The organism is Pseudarthrobacter sp. TE9888, assembly GCF_056279345.1.
This window is the reverse complement of record NZ_JBWBRD010000002.1, coordinates 3404129-3427704: the sequence shown is the minus strand read 5'-3', so window position 1 is coordinate 3427704 and position 23576 is coordinate 3404129. Positions and strand designations below refer to the sequence as shown.

General features: G+C 64.2%; 19 protein-coding genes and 2 pseudogenes. 16 read left to right on the top strand and 5 right to left on the bottom strand.

The window, feature by feature from the left end; genetic code table 11:
* Positions 1–2 precede the first annotated feature (2 nt).
* The 4 genes and pseudogenes from ACZ9J7_RS16355 to ACZ9J7_RS16340 all read left to right on the top strand — a co-directional run bounded on the left by ACZ9J7_RS16355 (position 3) and on the right by ACZ9J7_RS16340 (position 6426).
* On the top strand, positions 3–1793 hold the full coding sequence (locus ACZ9J7_RS16355) for a thiamine pyrophosphate-requiring protein (RefSeq protein ID WP_476210864.1): 1791 nt from the start codon (positions 3–5) through the stop codon (positions 1791–1793).
* 3 nt (positions 1794–1796) lie between these two features.
* Positions 1797–2918, top strand: coding sequence for an enolase C-terminal domain-like protein (locus tag ACZ9J7_RS16350; RefSeq protein WP_476210862.1), 1122 nt, complete (start codon positions 1797–1799; stop codon positions 2916–2918).
* Between the two features lie 106 nt (positions 2919–3024).
* Positions 3025–4864, top strand: a pseudogene (locus tag ACZ9J7_RS16345) (glycoside hydrolase family 15 protein).
* 224 nt (positions 4865–5088) lie between these two features.
* Positions 5089–6426, top strand: coding sequence for an MFS transporter (locus ACZ9J7_RS16340; protein ID WP_476210861.1), 1338 nt, complete (start codon positions 5089–5091; stop codon positions 6424–6426).
* Positions 6427–6465: 39 nt separating this feature from the next.
* Here the strand turns inward: ACZ9J7_RS16340 and ACZ9J7_RS16335 are convergent, their stop codons facing one another.
* The gene (locus ACZ9J7_RS16335; RefSeq protein ID WP_476210860.1) at positions 6466–6732 is read right to left on the bottom strand and encodes a hypothetical protein; all 267 of its coding nucleotides are present in this window, start codon (positions 6730–6732) and stop codon (positions 6466–6468) included.
* A gap of 209 nt (positions 6733–6941) precedes the next feature.
* Here ACZ9J7_RS16335 and ACZ9J7_RS16330 point away from each other — a divergent pair, with 209 nt between their 5' ends.
* Positions 6942–7400 (top strand): rhodanese-like domain-containing protein, encoded by a 459-nt coding sequence (locus ACZ9J7_RS16330; RefSeq protein WP_476210858.1) that lies wholly within the window; start codon positions 6942–6944, stop codon positions 7398–7400.
* Between the two features lie 57 nt (positions 7401–7457).
* Entirely contained in the window at positions 7458–8378 is a 921-nt protein-coding gene (locus tag ACZ9J7_RS16325; protein ID WP_476210857.1) for an amidohydrolase family protein, read from the top strand.
* Between the two features lie 18 nt (positions 8379–8396).
* Here the strand turns inward: ACZ9J7_RS16325 and ACZ9J7_RS16320 are convergent, their stop codons facing one another.
* Positions 8397–9797 (bottom strand): dihydrolipoyl dehydrogenase family protein, encoded by a 1401-nt coding sequence (locus ACZ9J7_RS16320; protein ID WP_476210855.1) that lies wholly within the window; start codon positions 9795–9797, stop codon positions 8397–8399.
* A 244-nt stretch (positions 9798–10041) separates the two neighbouring features.
* On the opposite strand from ACZ9J7_RS16320, the gene ACZ9J7_RS16315 reads away from it, so the two are divergent.
* Positions 10042–10389 (top strand): UBP-type zinc finger domain-containing protein, encoded by a 348-nt coding sequence (locus ACZ9J7_RS16315; RefSeq protein WP_476210854.1) that lies wholly within the window; start codon positions 10042–10044, stop codon positions 10387–10389.
* Positions 10390–10906: 517 nt separating this feature from the next.
* Here the strand turns inward: ACZ9J7_RS16315 and ACZ9J7_RS16310 are convergent.
* The gene (locus ACZ9J7_RS16310) at positions 10907–12469 is read right to left on the bottom strand and encodes a CehA/McbA family metallohydrolase (protein ID WP_476210853.1); all 1563 of its coding nucleotides are present in this window, start codon (positions 12467–12469) and stop codon (positions 10907–10909) included.
* A 119-nt stretch (positions 12470–12588) separates the two neighbouring features.
* On the opposite strand from ACZ9J7_RS16310, the gene ACZ9J7_RS16305 reads away from it, so the two are divergent.
* The 7 genes and pseudogenes from ACZ9J7_RS16305 (at position 12589) to ACZ9J7_RS16275 (ending at position 21108) form a co-directional block, all read left to right on the top strand.
* Positions 12589–13191: a hypothetical protein gene (locus ACZ9J7_RS16305; protein WP_476210852.1), complete on the top strand. Its 603-nt coding sequence runs from the start codon at positions 12589–12591 to the stop codon at positions 13189–13191.
* Between the two features lie 46 nt (positions 13192–13237).
* Positions 13238–14260 (top strand): LLM class flavin-dependent oxidoreductase, encoded by a 1023-nt coding sequence (locus ACZ9J7_RS16300; RefSeq protein ID WP_476210851.1) that lies wholly within the window; start codon positions 13238–13240, stop codon positions 14258–14260.
* 168 nt (positions 14261–14428) lie between these two features.
* Positions 14429–15111: pseudogene (locus ACZ9J7_RS16295) on the top strand (PfkB family carbohydrate kinase).
* Positions 15112–15546: 435 nt separating this feature from the next.
* Positions 15547–16632 carry a M4 family metallopeptidase gene (locus ACZ9J7_RS16290; protein ID WP_476210850.1) on the top strand — a complete coding sequence of 362 codons (1086 nt, stop codon included), beginning with the start codon at positions 15547–15549 and terminating at the stop codon, positions 16630–16632.
* Between the two features lie 132 nt (positions 16633–16764).
* Positions 16765–19530, top strand: coding sequence for a hypothetical protein (locus ACZ9J7_RS16285; protein ID WP_476210848.1), 2766 nt, complete (start codon positions 16765–16767; stop codon positions 19528–19530).
* Between the two features lie 432 nt (positions 19531–19962).
* On the top strand, positions 19963–20169 hold the full coding sequence (locus tag ACZ9J7_RS16280; protein WP_476210847.1) for a hypothetical protein: 207 nt from the start codon (positions 19963–19965) through the stop codon (positions 20167–20169).
* A gap of 276 nt (positions 20170–20445) precedes the next feature.
* The gene (locus tag ACZ9J7_RS16275; protein WP_476210845.1) at positions 20446–21108 is read left to right on the top strand and encodes a phosphatase PAP2 family protein; all 663 of its coding nucleotides are present in this window, start codon (positions 20446–20448) and stop codon (positions 21106–21108) included.
* A 60-nt stretch (positions 21109–21168) separates the two neighbouring features.
* Here the strand turns inward: ACZ9J7_RS16275 and ACZ9J7_RS16270 are convergent, their stop codons facing one another.
* Together ACZ9J7_RS16270 and ACZ9J7_RS16265 are read right to left on the bottom strand one after the other, a co-directional pair.
* On the bottom strand, positions 21169–21396 hold the full coding sequence (locus tag ACZ9J7_RS16270) for a helix-turn-helix domain-containing protein (protein WP_476210843.1): 228 nt from the start codon (positions 21394–21396) through the stop codon (positions 21169–21171).
* Positions 21396–21551, bottom strand: coding sequence for a hypothetical protein (locus tag ACZ9J7_RS16265; protein ID WP_476210842.1), 156 nt, complete (start codon positions 21549–21551; stop codon positions 21396–21398). Before ACZ9J7_RS16265 ends, ACZ9J7_RS16270 begins: the two co-directional genes overlap by 1 nt.
* A 480-nt stretch (positions 21552–22031) precedes the next feature.
* On the opposite strand from ACZ9J7_RS16265, the gene ACZ9J7_RS16260 reads away from it, so the two are divergent.
* Both ACZ9J7_RS16260 and ACZ9J7_RS16255 read left to right on the top strand, forming a co-directional pair.
* Complete coding sequence (locus ACZ9J7_RS16260) at positions 22032–22343, top strand: 4a-hydroxytetrahydrobiopterin dehydratase (protein ID WP_476210840.1); 312 nt, start codon at positions 22032–22034, stop codon at positions 22341–22343.
* 161 nt (positions 22344–22504) lie between these two features.
* Positions 22505–23200, top strand: a complete 696-nt coding sequence (locus ACZ9J7_RS16255) for a hypothetical protein (protein ID WP_476210839.1) — start codon at positions 22505–22507, stop codon at positions 23198–23200.
* Positions 23201–23576: the final 376 nt, after the last annotated feature.

Below are 23576 nucleotides of genomic sequence, written 5' to 3'. Positions count from 1 at the left end.
TCATGGCAACTACAGTGGCTGACTACCTGCTCTCCCGCCTGGGCGAGTGGGGCGTGGACAAGGTCTTCGGCTTCCCCGGAGACGGCATCAACGGCATCCTGGCCGCGTTCCGCAAGGCGGGCAACCAGCCGAAATTCATCCAGGCCAGGCACGAGGAGATGGCCGCGTTTGAAGCTGTTGGCTACGCCAAGTTCGATGGACGCCCCGCCATCTGCATGGCCACCTCCGGCCCGGGCGCGATTCACCTGCTGAACGGGCTGTACGACGCCAAGCTGGACCATGTTCCCGTGGTGGCGATCGTAGGCCAAACGGCACGGAGCGCCATGGGCGGGTCCTACCAGCAGGAGGTGGACCTGCTGACGCTGTTCAAGGACGTGGCGTCCGACTACGTCCAAATGGTCACGGTGCCGCAGCAGCTGCCCAATGTCATCGACCGGGCCATCCGCATCGCGGAGGCACAGCGGGCGCCCACGGCCGTGATCATCCCGGCAGATGTCCAGGAACTCGAGTATTCCGCACCCACCCACGAATTCAAGATGGTGCCCTCCAGCCTCGGCATCCGCTGGCCGGACATCCACCCGGACAGCGACTCAATCCGTGGTGCCGCCCAGCTCCTGAATGAGGGCTCCAAGGTGGCCATTCTCCTGGGGCAGGGCGCGAGGGGCGCCGCCGCGGAGGTCCGGGAACTGGCAGAGCTGCTGGGAGCGGGAGTGGCCAAGGCCCTTCTGGGCAAGGACTCGCTGCCCGACGACCTGCCCTACGTTACGGGCTCGATCGGCCTGCTGGGCACCCGCCCCAGCTACGAAATGATGCGCGATTGCGACACACTGCTCACCATAGGCTCGAGCTTCCCCTACACCCAGTTCCTGCCCGAACCAGGCCAGGCCCGGGGCGTGCAGATCGACCTCGACCCGAAAATGATCGGGCTGCGGTACGCGAACGAATTCAACATCGTGGCCGACGCCGGCACCGCCCTGCGAGCGCTCATTCCGCACCTGGACCGGAAGAAGGACCGGTCCTGGCAGGAGGGCCTGGAAAAGTCCGTCAGCCGCTGGTGGGAAACCATGCACGACGAGGCTATGGTCAGCGCCGACCCCGTCAACCCCATGCGGCTGTTCGCGGAGCTCTCCAGCCGGCTCCCGGAAAACGCCATGCTCAGTGCTGATTCGGGCTCATCGGCCAACTGGTATGCCCGGCAGCTGAAGTTCCATGGCGGGGTCCGCGGCTCACTGTCAGGGAACCTGGCCACCATGGGCCCGGGTGTCCCGTATGCCATCGGGGCCAAGTTTGCGCACCCGGACCGGCCCGCCATTGCCTTTGCCGGCGACGGTGCCATGCAGATGAACGGACTCGCGGAGCTGATCACCGTCAAGCACTACTGGCAGGAATGGAGCGACCCCCGGTTGGTGGTGGCTGTCCTGCATAACAACGACCTGAACCAGGTCACTTGGGAAATGCGCGCCATGGGCGGCGTACCGGCCTTCCGCGAGTCCCAGGCCCTGCCCGACGTCGACTACGCAGGCTTCGCGGAAAGCCTGGGACTGCAGGGCATCCACGTGGATAATCCCGACGACGTAGGGCCGGCCTGGGAGAAGGCACTCGCCGCGGACAGGCCCACGGTCTTGGATGTCCGCACCGACCCTGATATTCCGCCCATTCCGCCGCACGCCACCTTGGAGCAAGCCCGCAAGACAGCCGAAGCCATGGTCAAGGGCGATGACAGTGCCTGGGGCGTGGTGAAGGAGGGGGTCAAGACCAAGATCCAGGAATTCCTGCCGCACAAGGAGGGCTGAGCCTTGGCTAATTCCGCTCCGGACCGTGCGGAGGCTCCTGTCACCGCCGTTAAGGCGGCGGCCTACACCGTTCCCACGGAGGGACCGGAAGCGGACGGCACATTCAGCTGGGACTCCACCACCCTGGTGCTGGTCCAGGCAGCCGCGGGCGGGAAGACGGGCCTGGGCTGGACCTACGCTCCCGCGGCAGCAGCAGCCCTGGTGGAGGACCTTCTCGGTCCTGCCGTGTGCGGCGTGGATGCACTCGACGTTCCCGCTTCCGCGGCAGCCATGGCCCATGTCGTACGCAACCCGGGAAGAACTGGCCTGGCGTCCTACGCCGTGTCCGCCGTCGACTGCGCCCTCTGGGACCTGAAGGCCCGGCTCCTGGACCTTCCGCTCCACAAGCTGCTGGGCGCCGTCAGGGACAAGGTGGCGGTCTACGGCAGCGGCGGTTTCACTACTTACACCGCAACCCAGCTGCGCGACCAGCTCGAAGGCTGGGCCCACGGCCAGCACATCCCGAGGGTAAAGATCAAGATTGGCGGGGACAACGGAAGGGACGTCCGGCGCGACCTGGAGCGCATCCGCCAGGCGCGCACCGCCGTCGGCCCTGGCGTGGAACTTTTCGTCGATGCCAACGGCGCCTACACCGCCAAGCAGGCCATCCGCGTGATGCGCGCGGTTTCCGGCGAGGACGTTTCCTGGTTCGAGGAGCCGGTCTCCAGCGACAACCTGCCGGGGCTGCGGGAGGTCAGGGACGCCGTGGACGCCGATGTTGCCGCCGGCGAATACGGGACCGGGCTCCCCTACTTCCAGCGGATGTGCGCCGCCGGCGCCGTCGACTGCCTCCAGGCGGACGTGAGCAGGTGCGGGGGCATCAGCGAATGGCTCCGTGTCGCCGCGGTCGCCGCTGCCCATGGCCTGGAGGTCTCCGGCCACTGCGCTCCCAACCTGAGCGCCGCCGTCGCTGCCGCCACCCCCAACTTCCGCCACCTGGAGTGGTTTGCGGACCACGTCCGCATCGAGAGCCTCTTCTTCGATGGAACGCTGGACCCCGACGGCGGGTGGCTCCGCCCCGGGGCCGGCAACGGCAACGGCCTCTCGCTGAGAACCGCGGAGGTCGACAGATACCGGGTGGGCTGACCAGCAGCCCAGGGCCGCCAACAGATCCCAACACGCCAGGAAGGACCCGTTCAATGGAGATATCCCACAGAGAACCGGCCGGTCGACCCGCACCAAGGGGTGCCTGATGGCGGAGATCAGCGACTATGCGATGGTGGGCGACCTGCACACGGCTGCCCTGGTTGGCCGCAGCGGGTCCATCGACTGGATGTGCCTGCCGAACTTCGATTCACCGGCCTGCTTTGCGGCACTCCTGGACTCCCCGGAGGCGGGACGCTGGCTCCTGGCACCCGCCGGTGCCGGCAACTGCACCCGGCGGCGCTACCGGCCCGGGACGCTGATCCTGGAGACGGAATGGGACACTGCGGACGGCAGCGTACGGGTGACGGACTTCATGCCTGCCCGCGATGACTCCGTCGACATGGTCCGCATCGTGGAGGGTCTCAACGGCAGCGTACCCATGAAGGGCGAACTGCTGCTCCGCTTCGACTACGGGCGCATCGTTCCCTGGGTCAGGCGCATGGATTACGGCATCCGCGCCGTCGCCGGTCCGGACGCCGCTTACCTCAGCACCCCGGCCCCCGTGAAGGGCCAGGACATGCGGACCGTCAGCGAATTCACCGTCAAGGCAGGTGAGCTGGTCCCGTTTGTCCTGCACTGGGCACCCAGCTGGAAGCCCGTTCCGGACCGGACGGACCCCCACCGGGCCCTGGCCTCCACGCAGGCTTTTTGGGATCAGTGGACCGGCCGCAACACCACTGCCGGTCCCTACCAGGACGCTGTCCAGCGGTCCCTCATCACCCTCAAGGCACTGACCTATGCCCCTACGGGCGGCATCGTGGCGGCCCCCACCACGTCCCTGCCCCGAGGACCCCGGCGGCAGCCGCAACTGGGACTACCGGTACTGCTGGCTCCGGGACGCCACCCTGACGCTGCAATCCCTGCTCGCCTGCGGTTATACCGAGGAAGCAAGTGCCTGGCGGGAATGGCTGCTGCGGGCCGTCGCCGGGGACCCCGCCGATCTGCAGATCATGTACGGGATCGATGGCACGCGCCGGCTCCCCGAGGCGGAACTTCCATGGCTCCAGGGCTTCAAAGGCTCGAAGCCGGTCCGGACGGGAAACGCAGCGGCACCCCAGCTTCAGCTCGACGTATGGGGCGAGGTACTCGATGGCTTAGCGCTCACCCGGGCCGCTGCCGCTGATGGGGTGGCTGATGATTCCTGGGACATCCAGGTGGCGCTCATGGAATACCTTGAGGGAGCCTGGGACCAGCCGGACAACGGGCTTTGGGAGATGCGCGGCCCACGCCGCAACTTCACCCATTCCAAGGTCATGGCCTGGGTGGCCGCCGACCGGATGGTCAAAGGAGTACAGCAGTACGGGCTGCCCGGTCCCCGGGAGCGATGGGCGGCGCTGCGGAAGCAAATCCACGATGACGTCATGGCCCACGGCTTCGACGAAAAACGCAACACTTTCGTCCAGTCCTACGGAAGTACCGAACTCGACGCCAGCCTGCTGCTCATCCCCCGTGTCGGGTTCCTGCCCCGCAACCATCCACGCGTCGTCGGCACCGTCGAAGCGGTCCAAAAAGACCTCACCCAGGACGGCTTCGTTCTGCGCTACCACCCGGAAGCGGCCAATGACGGGCTGCCCGGAACCGAAGGCGTTTTCCTGGCCTGCTCCTTCTGGCTCGTCGACGCGCTCCAGGGAATAGGGCGCCGGGAGCAGGCCACCGCCCTGTTCGAACGCTTGTTGGCGCTCCGTAACGACGTGGGCCTGCTCAGTGAAGAATGGGACCCGAAAAACCATCGCCAGCTCGGAAACACTCCCCAGGCCTTCAGTCACTTCCCTTTGATCCACTGCGCACTGCAGCTTGAACACGCACGCCCGGGCCCCGGGGCCGTGCCGGGCTCCGTACCCGCACGGGGGTTGGAAGCCCTGGGAAATCCCTCTGGAGCCGCCTAACTTCCTTGCGTTAACGCAATAGTTGCTATTGAATAAGAGAATAATTCGCGTGGGAGGGCTGCAGGCTAACTGACGGCTGCTGGACTCCACCGCCATGTGGCGCGGCCCCCGCACAAGTCCCGCTCCTTCCGTCCTGCACGGAAAGCTGGCCCTTCCGGGCCCGCGGGAGAGCGTCAGCATGCTGGGGTGCTATCTGATAAGCCATATTGCGAAGGAGCAATCCAATGGCCCGCAACGCCACGTCAGCAACCGCAGTGGGAAACGCCCGGTGGAAGAGGCTGATTCCCGTCGCAATCATCGTCTACATCATCTCGTTCATGGACCGGACCAACATCGGGTTCGCCCTTAACGGCCTCCACCAGGACCTGGGCATCGACGCCGCCCAGCAGGGGCTGGCTGCCGGTATTTTCTTTATTGGCTATCTGGTCCTGCAAATACCAGGCGGCCACCTCGCCGAGCACTGGAGTGCCAAGAAATTTGTCGGCATCATGGTACTCATTTGGGGCGTGTTGGCCGTCCTCTCCGGATTCATCCAGGACTTCACCCAACTGCTCGTGGTCCGCTTCTTCCTCGGCGTGGCCGAGGCCGGAATCTGGCCCGCGATCCTTGTCCTGATCAGCCACTGGTTCCCCGCCGCCGAACGCGCAAGGGCTTACGCGTTCTGGATGATGAACATCGCGATTGCGTCCATCATCACGGCCCCGCTGTCCGGGTGGATACTGTCCTTCTCGGACTGGCGGTGGTTGTTCATCATCGAGGGCATCTTCCCGTTCGTCATCGCCGCGCCGCTGTGGTGGGCCCTGATTGCCGATCACCCGCGGGAAGCGAAGTGGTGCTCCGTCGAGGAGCGCGAGTACATCGAAAATGGACTTGCTGCCGATGCGGCGGCCCATCCACAGCAGGAAAAGCTGGGCCTGCGCCACGTCATCTCCAACTCGGTGGTGTGGCGGCTGACCCTGGTGTACTTCCTCATCCAGATCGGCTTCTACGGCATCAATATCTGGCTCCCGCACGTGATCAAGACGATCACCTCCGGGTCCTCGATCGAGGTCGGCCTCATCACCGCCATCCCGTATGTACTGGCAATGGTGGGCCTCTGGTACAACGCCAAGGCCGCAGACCGCACCGGCCGCTACTCCACCCACGTGCTCCTCTCCATGGCCGTCGGTGCTGTCGCCCTGGTGCTCTCGGTGGCAACCGGGGATAACATTCCGTTCCTTGCAGTCACCCTGATCAGCATCGCCGTCGCCGGAGCCCTGGCCTACGACGGGCCGTTCTGGGCCTCCGCGTCACGCGCCATGCCGGTAGCGGTGGCCGGCACCGCCATGGGACTGATCAATGCGGTGGGGAATCTCGGCGGATTCGTGGGGCCTTACGTGGGCGGGTACCTGCAGGACGTGACGCACGGCAGCTTCCTGGCCACGTCCATCTTCCTGGCTTGCTGCCTGCTCGCCGCCGGCCTGGTGATGCTCAGCCTGCGCCGCGGCGGTGACAGGCCGGTACCGGGCGGACAAGCGGACGGACAGGAGTCCCGGCGCAGGCATGCCGGAAAGGTTAGCTAGTCCACGGAAGCGTCCGTGGCGGGTATTTCTCCGGCAGTTTCACTCAGCGGGCACTTCGTGGGACGGCATCACCTGCGGCACGAGGTGCCCGTGGATCCTCCACCCCTGGGCAGCCGTGAAGCCGGCTAAGGCCGGCCCCTCCCCAAACACACGGCTGTCAGCGGACGCGTGCCGCAGGACCGCGCTGATGCAGGGCAAGCCCATGAGGGCCCTCTGGGCGTACGCCAGCGCTTCATGCAGCGTGCCGCCATTGATGGCAGCCCGGCCCACGGTATGGCTAGTTACGTACTCCAGGAAGTACGGCATAAAACGCAGCTTTGCATATCGCGGAACGCGGTCGTAGAGGCCTTTGTCACGCCCGCGGGCGCACCGCTGCCTTCCTGGACCGTGCATGGATCCATGGCGTGGCGGGTCCGACGAGCGCCCCTCCGTCCATAATCTATAGAGGGCGACGGACTGGCTTCGCTTTATCGTGGAACCGCCGTCCAAGGGGAACGGGAAGTGCGAGGTAATCGGTGGAACAAGGTCATATTTCCGACAACGATGCTCCGATCACGGTGCACAACGATGATCCGGGCAGTCCAGCCGGGAGTCTTACGATCGACCAGTTGCTCCGGGAATGCCGGATCGGGCTGGACCGTGTCCAGCCTTCCGATCTTGAACGGGAAATGGCAGCGGGTGCGCTTGTTGTCGACACCAGGCCGGCCGATCAGCGGGACCGTGATGGAGAACTTCCCGGGGCCATCACCCTCGACCGGAACGTGCTCGAGTGGCGGCTCGACCCATCCAGCCCCCACCGGATCCCCGGCGCCGACGACTTCACCCGGAGGATCGTGGTGGTCTGCAATGAGGGGTACAGTTCCAGCCTCGCCGCCCATACCCTGCAACGGCTGGGGCTGGCTCGGGCCACCGACCTTGTCGGCGGTTTCCAGGCGTGGGCCGCGCTCCGGAAGCAGCCCGGCCAGATGCCCTAAGCCGCGGGACCGGTGGCCTTCCCGCATGGTCCGGACAGGCCCGAAGTCGGAGGGAGCATGAAGATCACAGGACCACGTGGAGACAGCGAAATCCCCGCGTACGTGCGCGCACTGGGCATACCGGGGTTGGCGGATATCCACGTCCATTTCCTCCCGGATCCCATGATGCGCAAAGTCTGGTCGTACTTTGACCATGCAGAGGAGAACTACGGGCGTCCGTGGCCCATCCGGTACCGCACCGATGAGCAAGCCCGGATTGCATCCCTGCGGGGCTTCGGCCTGAAAGCCATCCCGGCGTTGTCCTACGCACATAAACCCGGCATGGCCCAGTGGCTCAACGACTGGAGCCTGGATTTCTCCCGCCGGGTGCCGGATGCCCTCCACTGCGCGACGTTCTATCCCGAACCAGGTGTTGGCCAGTACGTCCGGGGCGCCATCGACGCCGGCGCGAAGCTGTTCAAAGTCCACGTCAAGGTAGGCGGCTTCGCACCCGAAGATCCGCTCCTCGACGACGCATGGGAAGCACTCCAGAGAGCGGGCATCCCTGTGGTAATCCATGCAGGATCGGCCCCACTGGCCGGGACCTTCACGGGCCCCGGGCACATCCAACGGCTGCTGTCCAGGTTTCCGTCGCTGGTGCTGGTGATCGCCCATATGGGCATGCCGGAGTATGACGCCTTCGCAGACCTCGCCACGGACTATCCTGGGGTCTTCCTCGACACCACCATGGTCGGCACCGATTTCACCAACACCTTCGCCCCCATGCCCGGCAGCTACCGGAACCGTCTTTCCGGCTTGCAGGATCGCATTATCCTCGGTTCCGATTTTCCGAACATTCCATACGCCTACGCCCATCAGCTCGAAGCCCTGGACCGGCTGGATCTCGGCGAAGACTGGCTGCGGGCCGTGTTATGGGAGAACGGCGCCCGCCTCCTCGGCCTGCCACGCTCCGGGCCCGCCCTTCCCGGCCCGGGTTAGCCGTCTGGTCGGCGGGACCTAGTCCTCGAGGAAGGCCGGCGTGAACAGCAGGGTCAGGCCTTCAGCCATGGTCGGGTGGGTGATGATTGCATCGCGAACCTTGGTGTAGTCCAGGTCAGCCAGCATTGCCATTTGCACCACGGCAATGGTTTCGCTGGCGTCAGCACCGTACATGGCGGCACCCAGGATCTTATCCGTGCTGCGGTCAACGACCGCTTTCCAGAAACCATCCAGGTGTCCGACCGTCCGGGCGCGGGGAATGGCGGCCACGGGCATCTTTGCGACGCGGACGTTGTACCCGGCATCCCTGGCCTGCTGTTCGCTGAGCCCTACCCGGCCAAGCTCCGGGGTGGTGAACACGCAATAGGGAATCAACCTGCCCTCGGTGCTGCGCGGCCGCCCGTCCCCGTTGGCAGCGGCAATGTTGGTTTTGAGTACGCGGTAGTCGTCATAGGAAGCGTGCGTGAACTGCGGGGTCCCGGCGGCGTCCCCGGCTGCCCACGTTCGGTCAGCAGAGGTGCGCAGCTGGTCATCCACCCTGATGAATCCGTTGTCGTCCAGGTCGACGCCGGCATTCTGGAGATTTGCGCCGTCGGTCACCGGCCTTCTCCCCACCGCCACCAGGACGTCCTCGGCGGTGACGGTCTCCCCTGAGGAGAGGGTGACGACGGCGTTTCCGTCCGCGGCCCTGGTGATTTCCTCGGCCCTCTCCCCCACGAGCACGGTGATGCCTGCTGCCGTGAACTTTTGCTCGACGGCAGCAGCAACGTCCGTGTCCTCCCGGGCGAGCAGTTGACCACGACTTTGGACGATAGTGACGTCGACGCCGATGGTGTTGAGGAGATCGGCGAATTCGCAGCCAATGTATCCGCCGCCCAGAATGACCATGCTCGAGGGCATCGACCGGAGCCCCAACAGGGTGTTGGAAGTCTGGACGCTGGATTCCGCCAGTCCCTTGATGGGCGGCAGGAGCGGCTCGGTGCCGAGGTTCAGCACGACGTCGGCCCCGCGCAGGGTGCGCGTGCCGCCGGCCTCCAGCCGTACCTCCACAGTCCGGGGAGCCACAAACGACGCCTCGCCAAGGATGAAGTCCATGCCCGAATCGGTGAAGGAGGATCGCTGGCCGGCGACCATGGTCTCCACGACGTCCTCTTTGCGGCGGCGCAGCATTTGGAGGTCCATGAGCGGTTGCCCGGTCCCGGAGACCCCGAATTCGGCGGCCCGGCGGACGGTAGCCAAAACCCGGCCGCTGTTAATGAGGGTCTTGGTGGGAATACACGCCACATTGATGCAGGTTCCGCCGACCATGGAGCGTTCGACCATAGCGACCGCCTTGCCGGCCCGGGCAGAGTCCATTGCCAGCGTTTTCCCTGCCTTTCCGCCGCCGATCACCAGCAGGTCCACGTCTTCGATGTCCATACCGTTCCTCCCCTGCCTTCGGTTCCAGCGGCCATAGCGCCCACCAGTACGGTACGCGCCCGCGGCCCGGCCTTACAGGGAACAGGCTCCCGAACGGCACGCAGTTGTGGCACAGGAATACCGCACGGTGCGGGCCCAGGGACATTCATCGCTCCACTGTGTCCCTTCAGGCCGGCCCCGCAGTGGCTTATCCTGCAGGGGATGCATCCGTTTCAGGCATGCTCCACGCAAAGGAACCCGCAAGATGAGCCTTCCCCCAGGAATCGATCCTTCCGCGCGGCCCAGCGGTACGGGCTGTGCAGAGTGCGACAACCAGGGCGGGTGGTGGTTCCACTTGCGCCGGTGCGCCCAATGCGGCCACATCGGCTGCTGTGACTCCTCGCCGTCCCAGCATGCCAGCGCGCACGCGGCCGCCACCGGCCACCCTTTTGTCTGTTCGTTTGAACCCGGCGAGGACTGGTTCTGGAATTACGCCACGGAGGAATACTACGAAGGGACGGTACTGGCGCCGCCCCAACACCGGCCGCTCAGCCAGCCCGTCCCGGGACCGGCAGGACGGGTGCCTTCGGACTGGGAGCGCCACCTGCACTGACGTGCCCATCCTCCGTTCCGCCCACCGCGTGGCCGGCGCCGAGGCCAGCAGGGGACTCCCCCGTGCTGGCGCGGTGGTAGCGAATCCACACCCTGCGTTTGGCGGCCAGCGCCGTGGCACTGGCCGCCTTCCATTACGCCCGGACCGCGGCAGCTCAGCGCACGTTGATCGGCCCCTCCAACCCCAACTGAGGGCACGGATACCAAGGGCCGGGGAAGTCGCCGTAACCGCGGGCGGGAAGAATTCCCGCCCGCGCGGTGCGGAGTTTCACCCGCGTCTGCCCGGCGTGCGGTCCTATGCTGTGGCCATGCACCCCTTAATGGCGATCGGCCTGGTGTTCCTCACCTGGTTTGCCTGGACGGGCACCATACTGACCTTGTTGGTGTCCCTCGCAAAAGCCCGACGGCGGACGTCCGCCCGCCCCGGACACAGTGCTGAAGCTGCCCGGGCCAGACCCGCTGACATGGCGCCAGTCAGGACATAGCAGCCCTTTGCCCGCTCCCCTTCGCCGTCACGGTTATTTGGCCCCGAGAAAGATCGGGTTGGTCAACGCAGCCATCGGGCCCAGCAAGAGCGCTACGCCCATGTTGGTACCGTTGCTGGCTGTTCCGTCGGCCATGGGGTGGCGCACTTCGGCCCTGACATAAGCGGAAAGCTGGGCCGTGGTGACCCAGGTGTGCGAGCCCTGGCCGGAGGCCGGGAGGGTGACTTGCTGGGTCTGCCCCTCGTCGGTGATGATCCGGATGACGCCGTTGGGGATCCCGCTGACTTTCACGCTGACGGTCACGGGAGCATCGGACTTAACGTCGAGCCTCTCCCCTACGCCTGCCTTACGGCCGCCCGCGGATACTTCGAAGTCCAGGGCGATGTCTGCGGATTCGGCTATCCAGCTGCGCCCATTGCGGATGCCGTCGAGGACGGCGTCGTGCGAAAGGGCCGCGGCGTTGACCACGTTGTGTGGCAGGCCGATGACCTGCGGCTCGCTGTGGGCATCGCTGTTGCCCATGGCCGGGATCCAGCGTCCGCCGGTGCGCACCGAATGGGCGAGCATCGAGTCCCATGTGTTGATGGCATACTCGTCGTCCACGGTCCACGGGCCGGTCCAGACTTCGACGGCGTCCGCATCGTCGTAGCCGAACTTCCAGCGGCAGGCGACATACGGGCAGTACGGGTGGGCGGGGACCACCAGGCCTCCGGCGGCGTGGATGTGCTGGGCCTCCTGCTCGAAGCCCTTGTCACGGGCGCGGTAGCGCCAGTCGATCCAGTCGCCTGGTTCGATGCCCAGTGCGAGGTAGTGGCCGTTGCGGGTGGTGACTTCCTCCCCGGTGAGGATGAGCAGGTCGTCACCGGCCAACGGGCCCCAGACTCCGTGGGAGGCAGGAGTGTTGTGGTCAGTGCTGATCATGAAGTCTAGTTTCGCTGCCCTCGCTCCGGCAGCGACTTCCGCAGGGGTGCGCTTGCCATCGGAGTAGATGGTGTGCAGATGGGCGTCTCCGCGGTACCAGCCAGGTCCGCGGCCGTTTACCTGCTTGGCCGGGTACTGGGGACGGAAAGGGGCGCCGTCCGGGCCGTAGGCGAGGGTGACGTTGACGGTATAGTCCATGCCCTGTTCGGCCACCTGGTACGGGCCAAGTGCGATATTCCAGGTGCCTTTGCCCACCGGTCCTGGCAGGTACCCTGGGGTGGCTTCGGCGGCGCTGATGAAGAACTCAGTACGGAAGCCGCCCGACCAGCCGCGGAATCCCTTTCCGGCAAGGCCGGTGCCCTTCTCGTCGAAGACTCCGATGTCGCAGGCGTTGGAAAGGAGTCCCGGAGTAACCGAGGGTTTGCTGTAGCTGTAGGAAACGCTGATCCTGTTCACGCCGGCCGGCACCTCAACTGGCAGGTACACGAAGTCAGCGGCACCAGGATCGAGGTGCCCGGTGATCGTCTTGGTCCTGCTGGCGCCGGTATCGGCAGCGGCAAAGGACATGGGTGCCAGGGTCACGGCGGCACCGGCCAGCGCAGCGGCAAGGAATCCGCGGCGGGAAGGGGACAGGAAGACACTTTCAGCCTCGTGGGCCTTACATGGTGAAGTCACCGCCCGAGTCTCACCATGCGGACTGAACGGCAGGCGACGAGCAGGCGACTACCGGGAGAACCGCTGTACTTAATTAGTAGTCGAGTAGCAGTTTTTGGACCGCCCGGTTTCCATCCGGCATGGTTGCCTCAGTGGGCGGCCACGACCACCATGGAATTGTGGCCATGAACGCCGTCCGGCACCGACTGGTTCTGTCCCTGTGCCTGCTGGTCCCACTGGCAGCAGCGGCGGGGTGCGCCTATGACTACCCGGACCCGGCCAACAGGACGCCGGCCGAACCCGGTGGTACTCCCGTACCCGGGTCCCCCGGGGGAACGGAGGCCGCCACCCCGACGCCGGACCCACTGATCCTTGAACGGGAGGTCCGGAACTACCAGGAGCTGGACGGAATACTTAAGTCCGTGCCGGGGCCGGTCCTTCTCTTTCAGGAAGGGCCGCTTGACGGCCCTGCCCGGGGTTTTGGCACAATCGAGCAGGTGCCTGCGGCCGGCCGATACACAGTGACGGCAGCCTGCGTTGGCGGCGCCAGCGCCAAGATCTTCATCCGGCAGGAAAATCCCAAGGTCACCCTCTGGCCTGTCGAGCTCACTGTGGACTGCCCGGGGGCAGCGTCACAGGTGATCACGCTCCAGGAAGGCTACGTCTCCGCGCACCTGTCCTTGCCGGGGCCCGCAGGGACACCGTGGACGGGCGCGGTCGGCGGAGTACGCGTGACCGGTTGAACCGCCCGGTGGAATAGGAACGTCCGCTGGCATGTTGGCTGTGGGTGTGAAGAGCATCGGATTTTTGTCCTTCGGCCATTGGACCGACCACCCGGAGTCCGGCACACGCAGCGCATCGGACGCGTTATTGCAGGCCATCGACCTGGCCGTCGCGGCAGAGGAACTGGGAGCAGACGGCGCGTACTTCCGCGTCCATCACTTCGCGCAGCAGTATGCATCCCCGTTCCCGCTGCTGGCCGCAATCGGGGCGCGCACGAACCGCATCGACATCGGTACCGGCGTGATCGACATGCGCTACGAGAATCCGCTTTATATGGCGGAGGACGCAGGCGCGGCCGACCTGATTTCCGGCGGCCGGCTGCAGCTTGGCATCAGCCGAGGTTCACCCGAGCAGGTCATCGACGGGTGGCGCTACTTCGGTTTCGCCCCGAATGAGGGGGAATCGGATGCGGACATGGGCCGCCGTCATACTGAGCGCCTGCTTGAGGTGCTCACGGGGAAGGACTTCGCGGCCCCGAGCCCCCGACCGATGTTCCCTAATCCTCCGGGTTTGCTGCGCATTGAGCCGTACTCGGAAGGGCTGCTTGACCGTATTTGGTGGGGTTCCGGCTCGAACGCAACGGCGGTCTGGGCCGCGAAGCTCGGCATGAACCTGCAGAGTTCCACTCTCAAGGATGACGAGAGCGGCAAGCCCTTCCACGTCCAGCAGGCCGAGCAGATCGAACTGTACCGGCAGGCCTGGAAGGAGGCCGGGCACCAACGGGAGCCCCGCGTCTCAGTCAGCCGCAGCATCTTCGCCCTGACGAACGACCTCGACTGGCGATACTTTGGCCGTGACCGCCGGAGTTCCGACCAGATCGGCAACATTGACGAGAAAACCAGGGCGATTTTTGGCCGCTCCTATGCTGGCGCCCCTGATGAGCTGGCTGCGATGTTGGCCAAAGATGAAGCGATCGCCGCGGCAGACACCCTGCTGCTGACTGTTCCCAACCAACTTGGTGTGGATTACAACGCACACGTCATTGAGTCGATCCTGAAGGAGGTGGCTCCGCAGCTCGGCTGGCGCTGAGCCGCCGCTGGTTCGGTCCCAGTCGGACGCCCGGTGCGGGGTTCCACCGGTCTGCATTCCGGTCCCGGACAGCGAGATGCGGACCGGCGTTCCGCCCGGTCCTTAACACGCACCCAATTGACGCGTAGAGGAGCCTCGGTTCCCGCCCGCTCCGGAATCGTTACGCGAATGGCAACCGCCACCGCCACCCTTGGGCACGATGGGTCCGCCACATACGACTTCGATATCCACTGGGACCTGCCACCAACAGCGCCGACCTGCTTCCCCAAAATCCTCCACACGGGTTCCATAGCCAGCTTCCTGAACCCAGGCGCCAAAGCTGTCAAAGCCCTGCTCGAACAAGCCCACGCGCAGTGCACCATCACCTACGATCCGAACATCAGGCCATCCCTGCTCGGCAGCCACGCTGAAACGAAGGCGACCTTCGAAGAACTTCTCTCCCTGACCGACGTCGTCAAGCTCAGCGACGAAGACGCCCATTGGCTCTATCCAGGAAAAACCCTCGACGACATCGCAACCCACATCCTCGAATTGGGCGCGGGCCTGGCGGTGATAACCAAGGGGGCTGCAGGCTCTCAATTCACTTCCCGAACGCAAAGGTCACGGTTCCGGCGGCAAAGGCCACAGTCAAGGACACCATCGGCGCCGGAGACTCCTACATGGCCGCCCTGATCATGGGCCTCTTAGCCCGCGGCACCGAAGGCTTCGCGCCCGCCGTTCTGGAGGAACTGGGACGCACCGCAGCCGCGGCCGCAGCCATCACGGTCCAGCGGGCGGGAGCGAATCCACCGACGCTCGAGGAACTGAGGGCTGCCGGCGAAGCACCCAGGTCGTGGGGTATCGGCTTGTGAGTTGAGGGTGCGGCCGGGTCCTTGTCGACAATCCCATTTCAGCTCGGTAGCACACGCGACTTACCCGAGTTAAGCAAGGGCCAATAGCCCCTGGCAGGTAGGGGCGCCCGCTCCTAAGGTACCCGCAGCGGGCAATGCTGCGGGCCGACGGTCTTCATTACGCATAAGGACGGCCTTCCCCAGCCGTACGATGAGCCCCTGGAACGGGGCACTTTATGTATGGAGAACAGGGCAGGCTCATTGGCTTTCCGCCGGCCACGAATCCAGCATCATATCGGACCGGGAACCCGTCCTCGCGCCCCGCTGCGAACATCTACGGGCTGACCCCGCCGCGGCGTGGCAGCTGCCTTCCTTTGCAGGTGGCTTGGAGAAAGCATCCAGGCACCAGGCGCTCACAGCTATTGGCGTCAAAGTACTGACTGTAAGGAGATCATCATGTATGAACGTACCTGCCGCGGAGTGGAACCTGCCATGCTTGGCCGCTCCCTTGCCTGCATCCTTCCCCCGGACCTATTGATCGAACTGGCCCGGAGCGCTGACCCGGACCATAGGGAGGTGCTGTTGTCCACGCTGGCCATCGATCAAGGACTCCGGGTCTCCCGGGCCGAGGTCGCAGCACGCACTCTCCCGCATCCCACGGCCCTTCAGCGCACGACGGCAGGGGGTGCCCCCAACCGCAGAATCTACGACCAAGCACATTCCAGTGACCAGACACCGGGGAGGCTTGTGCGCTCCGAAGGAGACCCGGCGAGCGCCGACCAATCCGTAAACCAGGCTTATGACAACTTCGGTTACACGTACGCCCTCTACTGGGACATCTTCCACCGTGACTCGATCGATGACCAGGGCATGCCACTCGAGGGATTTGTTCATTTCGGCACAGACTATGACAACGCTTTTTACGACGGAGCCGGGCACATGTACTTCGGTGACGGCGACGGGAAGACACTCACTGACACCACCAAAGGCACCGACGTCGTTGGCCACGAGCTCACGCACGGCGTGACACAGCACGAAGCGAACCTGACCTACTCCGGTCAGTCCGGTGCGCTCAACGAATCGTGCTCGGATGTTTTCGGCGTTCTGGTCAAGCAGTACCACCTCGGCCAATCAGCACAACAAGCGGACTGGCTTATCGGCGCCGACATTGTCGGGCCGCTTCTCTCCCCCGCCCTCCGCTCGATGAAGGCACCCGGTACCGCCAACCAGTACGACCACCAGCCTGCGACGATGGACGGTTACGTCCGGACTACCACCGACAATGGCGGCGTCCACACCAACTCCGGAATCCCAAACCATGCGTTCTATCTCGTTGCCACTGCGATTGGAGGAAACGCATGGGAAGCACCCGGACAGATCTGGTACGACACCCTTGCCGACCCTCGACTACATCCGAATGCAACCTTTAGCTCGTTCGCTGCCCTCACCCTCCGGTCCGCGCGCACCCGCTACGGTGCGGCAAGCGCCGAAGCAAACGCCGTCACGTCAGCGTGGGATGCTGTCAAAGTCCGGGTTCGCTGAAGGGCCTGGCGGGACCAGGCAATTGGAGACGTAGTACACGGCGTCAGTTCGGCTGAAACTCCGAACTCTGGACTTCTACCGTCAAGAGTCGTACCCTACGGGCACCAGCTGGGGAAGCCGCCAAGGAGGGGCATGTCCTCAGCGTTGGAAATTCTCGAGCTTCGCGTCCACGGGGTCCGTAACACCCCGCCCTATGAAATGTTGGGAGTAGACGCCGGCGATGTGGTCCCGTCGGACGCTGACGGCATCAAACTCGTTGACAAATTGGCTGGGTTCTACAAGGTTAGGCAGTCACCCTCAGGCACGACTTCGGTATCGGATTCGAAAACCCGTCTGGAAGCGTACAGCTGGGGCAAGCTGGACCGCTTCGCGCCGAACGGGTTTCTGGGCAAAACCCTCCGGGCGCTCTACAACCTTGGCTGGTTTTTAATTGCCCCGTTCGGTTTTGCCAACGCCGCCTACTGGGCCCGTGTCCTCAAGGCTGATGACCGACGCGGTGACGGTGTCGACCCAGGAACAGGGGCGGCGCTCGTACGTCTTTTCAGTCTGCTGTTGACGCTTTTGCTGGCTACTGCCGTCGCCACCGCCGCCATGGACTTTATCGCCGTCCAGTGCTACCGCGTCGCCGCAAACGGACAGCCCCAGGTCTGCAATGCATTGCCGCACTGGTTCGATGGGCTCCGGGGCTTGACGCGGGGCCAACGACTTGCAGCAGTCTCAACCTTTCCGATCCTCGCCGTGGCTCTAATGGCCGCCATCAGCCTGTCCAGCGATGTTCGTTTTCGCACCCGGTTCACGGATCAGAAACGCGTCCACCGCAATGCCCATCTCCCCAAAAAACGAGAACGCCGCAATACAGAAAACAGGTTGAAAGGCGCCCCCGTCCTCACTGCGCCACGGTTGTGGATCCGGCGGGTGAACTCGCCAACCGGAGTGGCGCACATTGCCGCCAGCGTCCTGCTTGTGACTTTCCTGCTCGCTGCCGACCTCAAAACAAGTTCCGTGGAAGACGCCGGCATCGCCACCACGTTAATAACTATTTCGTGCCTGCTCCTGGCAGTCGTAGCGGGCTCCGTCATGTACTGGGGATCGGAGAGCGTCCGTGCACCTTTGAGAGTCAAGTCCTCGCGGATGGCCTGGGCCGTAGCCCTCCTCCTTTCCAGCTTCGCCGTCTACCTTTATGCGATCGTGGCGATCTGCCAGGCCACCACTGCTGACCCAGCAGCCTCCTTCACCGTGGCCCAACTGGTGCCGACCGTGCTGGTTGCGCTGCTGGCAATACTTGCGACGTCAGGGTCCCTTATGCGCCTGGCCCCGAACGCCGCCGTCGCTTGGGGAACAGTGTTGTGGTGCTGCGCGCTCATCGGCGTCTTGCTCATCATCAGCCGCTGGAGTTCTTCACCTATGTCCGTGACTGCGGCCTTCGGCGTGTGTGCTGCCTGCCTGCTGGCCGTGGCAACATCCCTGATGAATCAGCGTGACAGGGCGCCCGAGCGGCCACTCGGTCGACAGGCTGAAGCGTGGCATGGTCTGGCTCCCGCCGTGATGATGTATCTCAGCCTCCTGCTTGCTGCCTTCTACTCAAGCGCCATCGTCGTAGGTGTCGGCAACTGGTTACAGTCTGGCGGCCTCCTTTGGCAACAGGATGCCACCCATCCGCTATTCCGCACGCTGCTAAAGGACGACGGGGCCGCCATCTCAATCCCTTTCCTCTATTGGGCAGCGGGCGGAGTGATGGTTCTCCTGGTCCTTGCAGCCATACTCATCCTGAGTACGCTCATGCTGAGCAGCCTCTGGATCGGTCAAGGAGTTGCAGATCCCTCGATCGATGACACCGAACGACCCTACGAATCGGAAATTATGGCTGTCCGCCGCAGAAGCGCCTTGCTCCAGCGCGGTGAGCGCGTGGTGGAGCTTGCAGCAGGAGCCACCATGCTCGGTGTCGTCGTGGTCCTGGCCCTGACGATTCTCCATGAGGACGGCGCAGGCCACCAGTGGCTACACCACCTGTGGTTCTGGAACACGCTCGCCCCTGCCGGCACCGGGATAGCCACAAGCGCACTGACAGCGGCGGGGGTGCTGATACTGGGCGTGGCAATCTCCAGCGCTGTCGTCGGAACAGGCAGGCCATTGGGCTTGCTCTGGGACCTGGTGGCCTGGCTGCCCCGGGCAGGCCACCCGTTTGGCCCCGCCTGCTACTCCGAACGCGTTGTACCCGAACTTGCAAACCGAATGCTCCAATGGCTCACCGACCAGAAAAAAGTGGATGATCCGGCGGTGCTCGATCAAGTGCAGCCCGCGCGTCGCATCCTCCTGGCCACACACAGTCTGGGAGCCGTTCTGGGCATCGCCGCGCTGTATCACCTCGCCGCCATAGTCCAACACAGGGAGTTCGAAGCTGCGGCAAACAACATCGATGCCAAAGCAGCCAAGGAGGCCACCAACATAAAGGTCCGGGAACTTCTATCCAGAATCAGGTTGCTTACATTCGGTGTCCAGCTCCGCCCCTACTTCGGCAGGTTCTTCCCCGACCTATGGGGGCCGGCTGTCCTGGGAACCCCCGGTATACAGGGGCCGAGATATTTCGGAAGCGATCCGTGGTCAGGCCGCTTTCTGCCCGCGCCGCCTCTACCGTCCGAAGGCCAGCTCTCGGGGCTGCTTGGCAGCGGCGCAACGGAACCAGGAGTCTGGTTGAATATCTGGCGCCGGACGGACTACCTGGGATTCCCTGTCTACTCGTATCCGCACGACACTTCAGATACGAACTCACTGGACGCCACAGCCTCTGAGATCGAACCTGACTCCTACCAGGCGCTAGTGGCAACCCATGGAAACTACTTCAAAACCAACAGGTATGCCCTCGCCCGCGAGTCGTTACTGGACCAATGGGAACTCTAAGGACACGGACAGCATCCACCATGGAGGCACCCGTGGCTACAGCTGAGACACGGGATGCAGCCGCTTATAGTTTCGTCACGCACGAAAAACACAGGTTGACGTGACTGCCAAATAGGTTTTATCACTCCCAAATCGTTGCGGTGCGGAGGACGTCATGAAGAAAGACCCAGGAACCCGTGAAGAACTTTCCGAGCTGAATGAGCAGCGGCGAGCGAGTATAAGGTCTTTTCTCCAACGGGCCCGGCCCCGTCGGAGCAGGTTAACCAACATGAGCGTCATAGGAAGCGCGCTGGCGGCGGCACTAACTGTCGGACCAGCGGCCGGCGGGACCAAATTTACTGAAGGTGCACAGGCCTGCTGTCATTAGAGGACGACTCGACCGTATGGCGCGTGCTATGCCTGCTGGCAGCACTTTCATCACTGACTGCAGCCGTGTCAACAGGTTTGGCCAACTCCCACGAGCTCGCGGCCCGTGTCAGCGCCGCAGAAGCCTGCAATGCAGAGTTGGCCGGCCTGGAAGGAGCACTCTCTTTCGGCCACCTTCGCCTCGAGGACGCCGTCCAGCTTTACCAGCAATACATCGCCAAGGTCCCCTTTGTCGACGACACACCCCTTCCTTCGTCGACCGGCGCTGGATAAGCGGGCCTCAGCAACCGCGCCCCGAGTCCGGCGGTTGTGCGGTTGTGCGGTTGAGCGCCCCCCTTCTATTCGAGTACACGCTACTCGTGCCATGGACCCCAGCCGGCGGGTAGTCTCCGTCGAGGACCACTTGGACCACCTGGCCCCGTATGAGGAATGAGAAAGAAGATGGGCTCCGTTTCCACATCTGAAGGGACCGCTCGAAACAATGCTGGGTCCCGAATGCGCCTGGCCGTCCTGCCACAGGTACGGCACTGGGTTTTGTGGCCTTTCATGATGGGCGTTGCCGTCCTCGTGCTTGGCTTCGGGATGAAGAACCTCCCGGGACCAACTTCATCGGAATTCACGGTGGACCAGTTCTTCAGCGCCCATCACACCCCCGCGCTCAACGCGGTGGCCCTAACCTTTGACACGGTCTTGGGGGACCTCATCGGCGCGGTTCTGCTCGCCGTCGTAAGCCTCTATTTGTTGGTTGTCCGCCGCGCCCCCGTAAACGCCGTCGCCTTCGGGGCCGTTACCGCAGTCGGTTGGCTTTCCTGCCACCTGGTCAAAGCTGCTGTGGCACGCCCCCGGCCCGATCAATCAATGCTGGCGGATCCGCTAATTGCCGCGCCAGACACCCACAGCTTCCCCAGCGGCCAAGTCTGTCTTGCCACCGCCGTAGCCTTCGCCCTGTACTACCTTGCACGGGGGACACGGTGGCAGAAGCCATCCCTTGGATTGGGAATCATATTCGTCCTGGTGGTGGCCTGGTCCCGGCTCTACCTTGGCGTCCACTACCCCACCGACGTCCTCGCTTCCGTCGCCACGACCACCGCTGCCATCCTTTTCTTCTCGGGCCTCTGGAACCGGTATGCGCGAGCCATCTTGAGCAGAATCAGGCCGCTCGAGTGGTTGGGCCCCATTCCACCCCGCACTGGTACAGCACCGAACCCATAGGCAGGGCGTTCCTCCCCAGCGGCGTGGCGGGCCCTTCGCTCGCGGGATCCGTGCGTGGAATCACGGCTCGAGCGCGACCGTCAGTAAATCACCGACCTGGCAGTCGAGCACTTCACGGATTGCCGTCAGGGTCGAAAACCGGATGGCCTTCGCACGGTCGTTCTTGAGCATAGACAGGTTTACCAGGCTGACCCCGACCCGCCTGCTGAGCTCTGTCAAGGCCATGCCGAGGTCCGTGAGCAGGTCATCCAGGTGGCAGTGGATGTTCGACGGCGCCTCGGAGGGCATCAGACCAGTCCCTCGGTGTCTTTCTGGAGCCGCCGGCCGTACTCGAAGACTCCCGCGATGAGGACCAAGGCAATGCCCACGATTATCGGGGTCAGGTTGATGTCTGCCGAGAAGATCCGGGCCTCCCCTGCAGCCCAGGCCTTCGCACCGATCATTTCGGCAAGCTGACTCCGCCCCGTGCCGTCAAGAACCTGACCGGCCATGCCTGACACAGCGAGCACAACTCCGGCCACACCTACGATGTGCGCAGACCGCGCCGTGAAAAGAGTTCTGCCCTGAAGCCTGTAGGCCAGCAGGAAAACAAGCGCCAAAAACGCCAAGACCCCCACCTGACTCAGCACACCCGCCCAGGCCAGGCTTACGGCAGGACCTGCAGGAAGAACCGGCATCGTCGCTTCCATCGAGATGAAGTGACCAGCCGCCCCCAGCGAAAGATCTGCGGCAGTCTGCTTTGAGCTGGCCACTGGAACGTCCAGCGTCACCGGCCCCGTAAACAGCCCGACGGTACTCGATACAGTCAGCCAAGTAGTCATAAGGGCTGCAACCACTGAACTGGCCGGCCGCCCGCCCCCCCCATTCCCAGGCAGAGGCTCCAGGGGTAGCCGACGGCGGCTCTCCGGAGCCATGATGGCACTATGACTGATCCCCAGCGGAAGCTGTCCGCCGCAGAGCTCTCCGAAGCGGGGCTCACGGGCTGGCGCATGACCGGCGAGACCCTCACCGCCGCCTTCAGGACCCGGAAGTTCTCCACCGGGCTGGAGTTCGTGAACCGCATCGGCGCCTCCGCCAAGGAGGCCAACCACCACCCTGACCTCACGCTCACCTACCCGCAGGTAACCGTCACGCTCTCGAGCCATGACGTCGGCGGGATCACCAGCCGCGACGTCGATCTCGCCCGCACCATCAGCGGCCATGCGGCCGACCTCGGCGTCGCCACCGCGGAGTGAGCCGGAGGGGAACGTCGAGGCGCTGCGCGATCTTTTACGGAATCCTTACTTTCGGCCTTTGAGATACGAATGGGACCCGCAAGAGTCGGAAATCGGCGTAAGGGCTCGCAGGATCTCGTCTGTGAATCGAATCCGAGAGGTTCCGTGCCTACACTCCTGCTATGACCATGGAAAGCGAACAGCAAGCCCGTGCGGAGCATCGCTGGCCAGCAGTCGTCGGCTTGCTGATCGCGTTGGCCCTGTATGCGACGCTGCCCACGACCTTCCTGCCGACTGTTCGCCTGGCTGTCGTCATCGTCGGCGTCGGTCTGCTGATCCCACTCGTTGCCTTGAATCCCCGGCGCCTTACCCGCGAAACGCGCTGGTCCCGGTATCTTTCCGTTGGCCAAGCGCTGCTGCTGGTCACGGCCAATGAGGCCGCCCTTGTTCAGCTGGTCATAGCGCTCACCAAGTCCGCCAGCAGCAACGGACCAACCCTCCTATTGGCTGCACTTCAGGTATGGGTCACGAACGTCATCGCCTTCGCCTTGGTCTACTGGGAGTTGGACCGTGGCGGCCCCGTCTCACGACGGCACACCCCGCGCCACGAACTACCTCGGGCGGACTTCCGCTTCCCACAGGACGAAGACCACGACGCCGTCAAGGAAGTAGCCGCCAGGTCGTCAGTCAAGACCGGCTGGACTGCTTCGTTCGTTGACTACGTTTACTTCTCGCTGTCCAATTCCATGGCCTTCAGCCCCACGGACACCATGCCTCTCTCTGCACGGGCGAAATCCCTCATGGGGCTGGAGGCCTTTGGAGGCTTCGTGCTGCTGGCGCTCGTCATCGCGCACGCAGTATCTCTGCTCGCCCAATAAAACCCTGCCCTGCCGCCAGCGGAACCGGCCGTGGCACATGAGCGGATTATTATGACATCCGGCGTCCACCAAACGATCCCTGCCCCTCTCCGCAGGCGGCCCATTGTCCTTTGCAGTGTCACAGCCGATCCAAAGGTTGATCGAGGCCTGGGCATAGGCTTCAAGCATATTTTGAGCCTGTGGATGTGAAAGAAGATCCCGCAAGCGAAGACGGACATGGCCGAGGGTCCTACCCCGAGCCTGGGAGAGACGCAGCCGGGGGCTGGCCGCACCTGAGCCGGCGCAGGTTCCTTCACGGCGCTTACCTTGTCGGCACGGGGGCCTTGGTGACCGCAGGTTTCTCAAAAGCCGGGTTACTCCCTGTTCTGGCCGCAGG